Raw genomic sequence first — 10,581 nt, forward strand, 5'->3', positions numbered from 1 at the left:
AAATAGCCACTATGCAGAACCATTCGGGCAGCGCCTGTTTGGCATTGATGCTGCGTTATCGCCTATTTATGGGGAATAACCACACCACAAAGGCTCTGCCTTGCCCAAATACCAAACAGACTGCTGCAAATTCAACCTTGAAAGGTTAACAGACCCTAATAACATAAAAGACAAACATGACTAAAAAAACAGTAAAGCCGCAAGGTGAGCGTACAGTTATGGGATTTGACTTTGGTACCAAGAGTATTGGTATAGCTATTGGTCAGGAGCTCACAGGCAGCGCTACCAGCTTAAAAGCGGTGAAAGCCCAAGATGGCATTCCTAATTGGGATGACATTGCAGTGCAAGTAAAAGAGTGGCAACCCGATTTAATGGTTGTCGGGTTACCGCTAAACATGGATGGCACCTCGCAAGAGGTTACCTTTAAAGCTAAAAAGTTTGCTAATCGTTTGCACAACCATTACGGTATTGCGGTTCATACCCAAGATGAGCGCTTAACGACTGCAGATGCAAAGGCACGGTTGTTTGAACGTGGTGGCTATAAAAATTTAGGTAAAGGTAACGTAGATAATATGTCTGCGGTAATCATTCTAGAGAGTTTTTTTGAAGCCAGTTATGGTGAATAAAGCACTTAACCCACATAAAAAAAGCGCCTAAGGCGCTTTTTTTGTATCTAGGTCATATGCCTTTGTCATCAAGGCCATCAATGGTCACACCTTGCAAAAAGCCTGCGCCTTGCTGCTCGTTATTACGTAGTTTAATCATCAAGCGTAAGTCATTTGGCGAATCCGCATGATGCAACGCATCGGCATAATTAATACGTTGCTGCCTGTAAAGCTCAAACAGCGCTTGGTCAAAGGTTTGCATGCCCATCTCTGTTGATTTTGCCATGGTTTCTTTAATGCCACCAATATTACCGTTTTTAATTAGCTCACTGACCATTGGCGTATTAAGTAATACCTCAATGGCAGCAACACGCCCTTCCCCATCAGAGGTCGGAATAAGTTGCTGAGCAATGATAGCGCGTAAATTTAATGCTAAGTCATATTTAAGCTTATCGTGCTTTTCTTTTGGTACCAAATGCATAATGCGGTCAATCGCTTGGTTAGCATTATTAGCATGCAGGGTGGCAACACATAAATGACCCGTTTCTGCAAAGCTCAACGCATATTCCATGGTTTCTTGCGAACGAATTTCACCAATTAAAATAACATCAGGCGCTTGGCGCAAAGAGCTTTTAAGTGCTGATTCAAAGCTTTCAGTATCTAAACCCACTTCACGTTGGGTAATAATACTTTTTTGATGCTCATGCACAAATTCAATCGGATCTTCTATGGTTAAAATATGTCCACGTTGATTGCGATTTCTATACCCAATAAGTGCCGCCAAAGACGTTGATTTACCGGTTCCCGTACCACCCACAAATAACACGAGTCCGCGCTTTGACATAATCACATCGGTCAATGCAGAAGGTAATCCAAGCTCTTTAACGTCAGGAATTTTAGTGACGATTCGGCGAATAACCATGCCCGCTCTGTCGCGTTGCCAAAAAGCCGAAATACGAAAGCGCCCTTCGCTAGTTGCAACCGCAAAGTTACATTCTTTAGTGTTATGAAACTCTGCTTTTTGTTTTTCACTCATCGCTGATTCGACTAATTCCAGCGCTTGCTCATCTGTTAATTTATCGTCATTAAGAGGAGTTAACTCGCCGTTAATTTTAGCGCTAATAGGAAGTTGGCTCGATACAAATAAATCAGAGCCTTTTTTGTCGACCATTATTTGTAAAAAGTGATTTAAAGATAAAGTCATAATAATTCCTTAAGCGCTAAACTGTGTCTTATCTTGCGCTTTTGTATATGCCGCTGAATGAGTGATAATGCCACGGTTAACTAGGCTTGTTAAACATTGATCCATGGTTTGCATGCCTTGCGACGCACCGGTTTGAATTGATGAATACATTTGTGCAATTTTATCTTCACGGATTAAGTTACGAATAGCAGGCGTTGCCAACATAATTTCGTGTGCAGCCACTCGCCCTCCCCCTACTTTTTTTATCAGTGTTTGCGAAATAACTGCACGTAATGACTCAGAGAGCATAGAGCGGATCATATCTTTTTCTTCGCCAGGGAATACATCAATAATACGGTCAATGGTTTTAGGTGCAGAAGTCGTATGCAAAGTACCAAACACCAAGTGACCCGTTTCCGCAGCGGTCATAGCAAGGCGAATAGTTTCTAAGTCTCGTAGCTCACCAACCAAAATAACATCAGGGTCTTCACGAAGTGCGCTGCGTAGTGCATTAGAAAAGCTATGTGTATCACGATGAACTTCCCGCTGATTAATTAAGCTGAGTTTATTATCATGAACAAATTCGATAGGATCTTCAATAGTCAGCACATGATGATGCTTAGTTTGGTTAATGTAATCGACCATCGCCGCAAGCGTGGTCGACTTACCTGAACCTGTAGGGCCTGTGACTAACACTAGGCCTCGTGGGTTATCTGAAATTTGTTTAAATATTTCAGGTGCGCCTAAATCTTCAAGAGTGAGTACGTCACTCGGGATAGTACGAAACACAGCAGCAGGGCCACGATTAGAGTTAAAGGCATTTACACGAAAACGTGCTAAATTAGGGACTTCAAAAGAAAAATCCACTTCGAGATTTTGCTCATAGTCCTTACGCTGGTTATCGTTCATAATGTCATAAACCAGACTGCTGACTTCTTTATCTCCAAGTGCTGGTATATTAATACGTCGCACATCGCCATCAACACGTATCATAGGTGATACCCCTGATGATAAGTGCAAATCTGATGCTTTATGTTGCACACTAAATGCCAATAATTCGGTGATATCCATTTATGACTCCACAACTAACTGATAAATATATGGTTACAATAGCAGAACGACTCACATCCGCCTACGCTAGAATTGCAGAGGCAGCGCACAAAGCACAACGTAATAGTAACGATATTACGTTACTTGCAGTATCTAAAACCAAACCCGCTACCGATATTATGGCAGCTTATGATCAAGGGCAACGTCAATTTGGTGAATCTTATGTTCAAGAGGCTGTAGATAAAATAGCGCAACTAAACACATTTAGCGATATTGTTTGGCATTTCATTGGCCCTATTCAGTCAAATAAAAGTGCTTTAGTCGCTGCCAATTTTGCTTGGGTGCAAAGTGTAGACAGACTTAAAATAGCCAAGCGATTAAACAGTCAACGTCCTGAGACAATGCCGCCACTGAATGTACTTATTCAAGTGAATATTAGCGAAGAAGAAGCAAAGTCTGGTTGTCACCCCAATGAAATCACTGAGCTGGCGCAATATATAGACCAATGTGCCCATTTACAGTTGCGCGGACTGATGGCTATTCCCGCTAAAAGTGACGATGCAAACACGCAAATTCAATATTTTGAGCAATTACAAACTTGCTTTGATAAACTACAGACCCAATATCCTCATATAGATACGTTGTCGATGGGGATGAGTAACGATGTAGAAGCTGCCATAGCGGCAGGTTCAACCATGGTGAGGATCGGCACAGATATTTTTGGAACACGAACTTAAAAGGTGATAACAGACATATGTCAGATAAAAAAATCGCATTTATAGGCACAGGTAATATGAGCTACGCCATCATTGGTGGCATGGTAAAAAACGGCTTTAACGCAAATAATATTATTGCGACTAACCGCAACCAAGAAAAACTAGCTAAGGTAGCTGCCGATTTCAAAGTGCAAACCACCAGTGACAATAACGAAGCTATGCGCGATGCCGATGTCATTGTTTTGTCTGTTAAACCACAAATGATGGGCGATTTATGTCAATCATTTCAAGATTCAGGTGTCGACTTTAGCGATAAATTATTTATCTCAGTCGCGGCAGGGTTAACCGTTAAGCGCTTACGTGAAATGCTTGGTCAAGATATAAAAATGGTACGTTGTATGCCAAATACGCCATCATTACTTGGCCGTGGTGTATCTGGCTTATATGGTGCAGGTGAAACCCAAAGCGAGCATGAGTTTGTACAGCAAGTATTTGAATGTACCGGTATTGTTGTATGGGTAGAGCAAGAATCACAAATTAACGATGTGATAGCTGTTACCGGCTCTTCACCGGCTTACTTTTTCTTATTTATGGAAGCCATTGAAGAAAAAGCCAAAGCGCTTGGGTTTAGTGATGAAGACGCACGCCGCTTAGTGCAGCAAACCGCCCTTGGCGCAGCTGAAATGGCACTTAGCCAAACTGATATTAGCATTTCACAATTACGTTCAAATGTGACATCAAAAGGCGGTACCACGCATGCAGCTGTTGAGCATTTAAAAGCACAAGGTTTAACTAAAACCGTAGGCGATGCAATGGATGCGTGTATTGCGCGTGCAGTGCAAATGGAACAAGAACTTTAAAACCATTTTTTATTGAAGGTTATACTATGAATGCCATGCAATTTTTAATTAGCACCTTGTTTGATCTATTTTTAATGGTGGTACTACTGCGTTTTTGGCTACAGTGGGCAAAAGCCGACTTTTACAATCCGATGAGCCAATTTGTGGTGAAAGCCACTTCGTTTGCAGTTAACCCGCTGCGAAAAATCGTTCCGGGGCTAGGCGGGCTTGATTTAGCCTCTTTGTTGCTGGCATTTATAGTGGCTGCGGCAAAAATAAGTACCCTAATGTGGCTTATTTATAGCTCTTGGGCTATTCAACCTGTGCTTATACAGGCGCTAATAACTGTTTTAAAAGAAGGTTTAAATTTAGTCTTTTGGGTGTTAATCATCCGCGCTATTTTAAGCTGGGTAAGCCAAGGCTATAACCCAATTGAAGCGGTATTCCATCAGCTTACTGAGCCAATGTTAAAGCCTATCCGTAAAGTTTTACCGCCACTAGGAGGCTTAGATTTATCGGTACTGGTACTAATCATCGGCATTCAGTTTTTACAAATGCTGCTAATGGACCTTTTAGCTTAAGCATAACGTAATATAAAAGAGGCCTAGTGCCTCTTTTTACATACTCAGGAGTTAACTATGCAACGTTTAATAAAGTTTTGTTTTATTGCTTGTCTCGCTTTAGCATTTAATGCGCACAGCGCACAAGAACAAGGCGCTCAATATAAAGAACTAGGCCCTTGGCAAGTTCATTATATAGCCTTTCCATCAACGTTTATTCAGCCACAAATAGCCAAAACGTACGGCCTAGAACGCAGTGGCTATAAAGGCATTGTTAATATTTCTATCTTAAAAAATGATGCCAATAAAACAGCGCAAAAAGCGACATTACAAGGCACCGCTAAAAACTTATTAGGTAACAAGCAAACCCTTAACTTTAAAGAAGTGGTTGAAGGCGATTCTGTTTATTACCTAGCACAAGTAGATTACACCAACGAAGAGATTTTACGTTTTGAAATTGAAATCCAACAAGGTAACCAGTTCCAAACATTAAAATTTCAGCAAAAATTTTACGTAGATTAAATATGACCAACACCTTAGTACTTGCAACCGGCAATCCCGGCAAAGTAAATGAGCTGGCTAACATGCTCAGCTCGCTTAACATTAATGTAGTACCACAAAGCGACTTTAATGTCAGTGACGTGGCCGAAACAGGCACCACGTTTGTAGAAAACGCGATAATTAAAGCGCGTCATGCAGCTAAAATAACTGGATTACCGGCTATTGCTGATGATTCGGGATTAGAAGTTGATAGCTTAAATGGCGCACCCGGTGTTTACTCTGCTCGCTTTGCAGGTAAAGGCGCAAGTGATCAAGATAATATCGATAAATTACTGGCTGATTTAGGCGATAACCCTAACCGACGCGCTCGTTTTTGGTGTGTGTTAGTACTGATGCGTCACGCCGACGACCCTACCCCACTTATTTGCAGTGCTAGCTGGGAGGGCGAAATTACCCTTAGCCAACACGGTGAAGGTGGCTTTGGCTACGATCCTATCTTTTTTGTGCCATCAGAAAATTGTACCAGTGCAGAGCTTACAAAAGCGCAAAAAAATGCCCTAAGTCATCGTGGGCAAGCACTTAAAATGTTACTGCAAGAGCTACAACACAAAGGCGGCCTGTGAACCTTCCTCCACTGAGTTTATATGTGCATGTGCCATGGTGCGTGCAAAAATGCCCTTATTGCGATTTTAATAGCCACGGGCAAAAAGGTGACATCCCTGAAGCTGAGTATGTACAGCATTTAATCGACGATTTAAAAGCTGATTTACACTTAGTACAAGGGCGTAAGATTCACAGTATTTTTATTGGCGGCGGCACACCAAGTTTATTAACCGGCGCGGCATACACCCGTTTACTCAAGGAAGTAGATAGCCTAATTGGCTTAAGCGATAACTGTGAAATTACCCTTGAAGCAAATCCCGGCACAGTCGAAACTGGCCGTTTCAAAGATTATGTAAAAGCAGGCATTAACCGTATCTCTATCGGTGTGCAAAGCATGCAGAACGATAAGTTAAAAGCTCTAGGTCGAATTCATGGTGCCGATGAAGCCAGTTATGCAGCACAACAAGCCAATGAAGCGGGGTTAAATAGCTTTAATCTTGATTTAATGCATGGCTTACCAGGGCAGTCTCTTGATGATGCACTGAGTGATTTAAAACAAATTATTGCGTTCAATCCACCGCATATTTCTTGGTATCAGCTCACGATTGAGCCCAATACGCAATTTGCTTCAAAACCGCCGACTTTGCCACAAGATGAAACCTTATGGGATATTCAAGAGCAAGGCCAAGCATTATTAGCACAAGCTGGCTATCAGCAATATGAAATATCAGGGTATGCAAAACCTGGCTATCAATGCCAACATAACTTGAATTATTGGCGGTTTGGCGATTATCTTGGCATTGGCTGCGGCGCTCATGGTAAGGTCACTGATGCGAAAACGGGGGTGATAACACGCACTGAAAAGGTAAAACACCCTCGGGGCTACATGGATATTATTAAACCCTACCTGTACAAAAGCTGGCAAGTAGAGCAAGACGACTTAGCGTTTGAATTTTTTATGAATCGCTTTCGTTTAATAGAGCCATGCCCTATAAATGATTTTAATGCGCTGACGCAGCAACCACTGCAAAGCCAACAGCATGCACTAGATAAAGCCATTAATGCCGGTTTACTAACAAAAACAGACAGCCACTGGCACGTTACACTCCAAGGCCAACGTTTTTTAAATGATCTACTTGCGTTATTTGTTTAGTGACAATAATAGGTTTCTAACAACAAAAGGGAAACGAATGCGTAAACTTACTTTAATTGCTGCCACCATCAGCGTGGCACTGCTTGCCGGTTGCCAACAAGCAACACAACAATCAACGTCTGCACCGGCGGTTCAAGCTCAACCTGTTCAAAGTGAAATTGATAAAGCGAATGCTTTTTTTGAAGACACTTTTAATCGTGATGTAATGAGTAGCCCAGTTTATCAAACCTATATGGGCATCAAAAAAGATTACGATAAATGGGATGACAACAGCGAAGAAAAAGCGCTAAAAGACTTGGCACAAACTAAAGCCGATTTAGTCACGCTCAACAACATTGACCGTGCGCAATTAGATGCAGCGACTCAAGTAAGTTATGATTTAAAAAAACAAGATTTAGAAGCCAGCATTGCTGATTTCAAATGGCGTTACCATAACTACCCAGTAAACCAAATGTTTGGTACACATTCTATGGTGCCGGCTTTTTTAATTAACCAGCATCAAATTAGCAACGTAAAAGAAGCCAACGATTACATTGCCCGTTTAAACGGGGTACCGGGTGTATTAGATCAACTGATTACCGACTTAGAAATTCGCGCCGATAAAAACATCATCGCCCCTAAATTTGTATTTCCACACGTGATTGATTCAAGCAAAAACATCATTAAAGGTGCGCCGTTTGAACAAGGTGAAGATTCAACTCTTTTGGCTGACTTTAAACGTAAAGTAAATGCATTAGAAATCGACCAAGCTGAAAAAGATGCACTTATTAGTAAAGCGAATGATGCATTAAAATCGGCAGTTAAACCTGCTTACTCTAAGTTAATCAACTACATTGCACAGTTAGAAAAACGTGCTGATGACCGTGACGGTGCTTGGAAATTCCCTGATGGCGAAGTGTTTTACAATAACGCACTGAAACGCACCACCACGACAGACCTTACAGCAAAAGAGATTCACGCCATTGGCCTTGCTGAAGTATCACGTATTCATGATGAAATGCGTGCCATTAAAGATAAAGTCGGCTTTGAGGGCGACTTAAACGCCTTTATGCAGTTTATGAAAACCGACAAGCAATTTTATTTAGCTAACACTGAAGCTGGTAAAGCGCAGTACCTAAGCGAAGCTAAAGGCTTAATTGATAACATGAAAACACGCTTAGATGAGCTGTTTATTGTAAAACCAAAAGCCGACATGATTGTAAAACGTGTTGAAGCATTCCGTGAAAAAGCGGCAGGTAAAGCGTTTTATCAACAACCTGCGCCAGATGGTTCTCGCCCAGGTATTTACTACGCCAACCTATACGACATGGAAGCAATGCCTACATACCAAATGGAAGCCTTGGCTTATCATGAGGGGATTCCGGGTCACCATATGCAAATTGCCATTTCACAAGAACTTGAAGGTGTACCTAAGTTCCGTAAATTTGGTGGTTACACAGCCTACATTGAAGGCTGGGGGTTATACTCAGAATTACTACCAAAAGAAATGGGCCTTTACGAAGATCCATATTCAGACTTTGGTCGCTTAGCCATGGAATTATGGCGTGCATGTCGTTTAGTGGTTGATACCGGTATTCACGCAATGAAGTGGACTCGTCAAGAAGGTATTGATTACTACGTTAACAACACTCCTAACGCGACTTCTGACGGTGTGAAAATGGTTGAGCGTCACATTGTAATGCCATCTCAAGCAACGGCTTACAAAGTAGGTATGCTGAAAATTTTAGAACTACGTGAAGATGCTAAAATGCAACTTGGCGATAAGTTTGATATCCGCCAGTTCCACGATGTAGTGCTTAAAAATGGCCCTGTACCATTAAACGTACTAGAAAACTTCGTTAATGAGTGGATTGCCAGCAAACAAGCTTAATTTTTAAGTATTTACTTAAAGGTATAAAAGGTCGCAATTGCGGCCTTTTGTTTTATAAAGCAAAAAATTAAGCTAGGATAAAGTTGGAACTCAAGGAGAACAGAATGGATCTAAGCATACAGCTACTCAATGCGCGTATTAAACAACAGCTGATGAGCTAGATAACGATTTTAAAAAGCTCACTGAGGCACAGCAAGTAATACAGCTTAATTACCTGTTTGAAAGTGCGCTACGCATGAGTATTAAATACGATTTTATGCAAAACATCGCCGTGCGTATTTTAACCACTAATACGCCACCAGCGCCGTTTATTGAAAAACTAACCAGTTTAGATGCGCTGAGTTTTTTTACGCCTGCACTTAAATTAAATAAGGGATTTATTAGTACAGACGACTCTGGCAATAACGCCCTGCATAATGTATTTAAGCAAGCAATGCCCACACAACTGCCTTTTAACTATGTTCGCTCGTTAATGTTATTTGAATCTAACGAAGAGTTACTGCATGCATTAGCACATACAAATAAGCAAGGGCTCACTCCGGTTGCCAGTTATATTGCCTATGCACATAAGCCAAATATTCCGGTAAAACATGAATTTTCGGCCTTGCTGGCATTAATGGAAATAGAGCAAAAACAAAATCCTGCAGCAAAATTACAAATACTTGAGGCATTAAAAAATAATCCCCCAAGCGAGATAACCTTGCTACTGAGCGCCGCTTATTTACAGCGCTCTACTGAACAAGTGGCGGCTCTAATCTGATAAGTAATATTCTACGCTGGTAACAACACGTACGTTTTTAATTTGCGGCGTGTTTGAATCCCGATCGCTAATGCTAAACTGCCCTTGGCGAGCGGTTTTAATTTTACCTAAGCGTGAATTTGAATCTTTAGCAAACTTATCTGCCACTTCTCGGGCTTTTTCTGTGGCTTCTTGCACCATGGCTGGTTTTATATCGTTAAGCCCAGTAAAAATATACTCAATACGAGTTTGATAGTTGTCTTGCACAATAGCTATATTTTGTTTAGCTAGCTGACTCACTTTGCTCAGTGCGTTTTTAATTTTATCAGGAGCATTGGAGTAAACAATAATATTTGAGCTAATAACATACCTAAACTTTTGGTTATCATTCGCGTATTCACGGGCTTGCTTATCAATAATAGATTGAGTACCTGTCGATATTTCTTCATCGTCAAAGCCGTGTAACTTTAAAAAAGCAATCACCGCATCATTTTTTTGCTCAACTCGCTCAACAAGCTTTTCAAGATTGTTGTCGGCATCGTTAAACTGCAAAGGCCAAATAACGGTATCTGCCACAACTTCACGTTCAGCTAACCCTTTTACCTGCACCGTGCGCTCCATCCCTTTAATATCAAGCGCAGCCCCTTTTATAATAAAACCCAATGCAATTAGGCCAATGCTTAAACACGCCGCTGCCATAACAACGGTTACATTCGATATTTTATTCACTTCACTCTCCTTGATTAGGGTCTGTTGACCTTT

11 protein-coding genes and 1 pseudogene are annotated in these 10,581 nt (G+C 41.3%); 9 read left to right on the forward strand and 3 right to left on the reverse strand.

The genetic code is table 11. The annotated features are described in order from the left end of the window. Positions 1 to 176: 176 nt before the first annotated feature. A complete protein-coding gene (gene ruvX, locus CWC30_RS14625; protein ID WP_013465849.1) occupies positions 177 to 626 on the forward strand; it encodes a Holliday junction resolvase RuvX in 450 nt (149 codons plus the stop codon). 52 nt (positions 627 to 678) lie between these two features. Here ruvX and CWC30_RS14630 read toward each other — a convergent pair whose 3' ends face one another. Both CWC30_RS14630 and CWC30_RS14635 read right to left on the reverse strand, forming a co-directional pair. Continuing rightward, the gene (locus tag CWC30_RS14630) at positions 679 to 1,809 is read right to left on the reverse strand and encodes a PilT/PilU family type 4a pilus ATPase (RefSeq protein WP_036980184.1); all 1,131 of its coding nucleotides are present in this window, start codon (positions 1,807 to 1,809) and stop codon (positions 679 to 681) included. Positions 1,810 to 1,818: 9 nt separating this feature from the next. Then, positions 1,819 to 2,859 carry a type IV pilus twitching motility protein PilT gene (locus CWC30_RS14635; RefSeq protein WP_013465851.1) on the reverse strand — a complete coding sequence of 347 codons (1,041 nt, stop codon included), beginning with the start codon at positions 2,857 to 2,859 and terminating at the stop codon, positions 1,819 to 1,821. Between the two features lie 2 nt (positions 2,860 to 2,861). On the opposite strand from CWC30_RS14635, the gene CWC30_RS14640 reads away from it, so the two are divergent. The 8 genes and pseudogenes from CWC30_RS14640 (at position 2,862) to CWC30_RS14675 (ending at position 9,840) form a co-directional block, all read left to right on the forward strand. Next, the gene (locus CWC30_RS14640; protein ID WP_138627459.1) at positions 2,862 to 3,575 is read left to right on the forward strand and encodes a YggS family pyridoxal phosphate-dependent enzyme; all 714 of its coding nucleotides are present in this window, start codon (positions 2,862 to 2,864) and stop codon (positions 3,573 to 3,575) included. Positions 3,576 to 3,592: 17 nt separating this feature from the next. Then, positions 3,593 to 4,414 carry a pyrroline-5-carboxylate reductase gene (gene proC / locus CWC30_RS14645; RefSeq protein ID WP_138627460.1) on the forward strand — a complete coding sequence of 274 codons (822 nt, stop codon included), beginning with the start codon at positions 3,593 to 3,595 and terminating at the stop codon, positions 4,412 to 4,414. Positions 4,415 to 4,440: 26 nt separating this feature from the next. After that, on the forward strand, positions 4,441 to 4,974 hold the full coding sequence (locus CWC30_RS14650) for a YggT family protein (RefSeq protein WP_036980190.1): 534 nt from the start codon (positions 4,441 to 4,443) through the stop codon (positions 4,972 to 4,974). A gap of 57 nt (positions 4,975 to 5,031) precedes the next feature. Then, complete coding sequence (locus CWC30_RS14655; RefSeq protein WP_036980192.1) at positions 5,032 to 5,475, forward strand: DUF4426 domain-containing protein; 444 nt, start codon at positions 5,032 to 5,034, stop codon at positions 5,473 to 5,475. Between the two features lie 2 nt (positions 5,476 to 5,477). After that, positions 5,478 to 6,077: an XTP/dITP diphosphatase gene (locus CWC30_RS14660; RefSeq protein WP_069439858.1), complete on the forward strand. Its 600-nt coding sequence runs from the start codon at positions 5,478 to 5,480 to the stop codon at positions 6,075 to 6,077. Continuing rightward, entirely contained in the window at positions 6,074 to 7,210 is a 1,137-nt protein-coding gene (hemW, locus tag CWC30_RS14665) for a radical SAM family heme chaperone HemW (RefSeq protein WP_138627461.1), read from the forward strand. The genes CWC30_RS14660 and hemW overlap by 4 nt, the downstream gene beginning before the upstream one ends. A 37-nt stretch (positions 7,211 to 7,247) precedes the next feature. Further along, positions 7,248 to 9,080: a DUF885 domain-containing protein gene (locus tag CWC30_RS14670; protein WP_138627462.1), complete on the forward strand. Its 1,833-nt coding sequence runs from the start codon at positions 7,248 to 7,250 to the stop codon at positions 9,078 to 9,080. Positions 9,081 to 9,184: 104 nt separating this feature from the next. Continuing rightward, a pseudogene (locus tag CWC30_RS14675) lies at positions 9,185 to 9,840 on the forward strand (hypothetical protein). Here the strand turns inward: CWC30_RS14675 and CWC30_RS14680 are convergent. Next, a complete protein-coding gene (locus tag CWC30_RS14680) occupies positions 9,832 to 10,548 on the reverse strand; it encodes an SIMPL domain-containing protein (protein ID WP_138627463.1) in 717 nt (238 codons plus the stop codon). The pseudogene CWC30_RS14675 and the gene CWC30_RS14680 overlap by 9 nt on opposite strands. Between the last annotated feature and the right edge of the window lie 33 nt (positions 10,549 to 10,581).

Source organism: Pseudoalteromonas sp. S4741, assembly GCF_005886135.1.
Classification (GTDB): domain Bacteria; phylum Pseudomonadota; class Gammaproteobacteria; order Enterobacterales; family Alteromonadaceae; genus Pseudoalteromonas; species Pseudoalteromonas tetraodonis.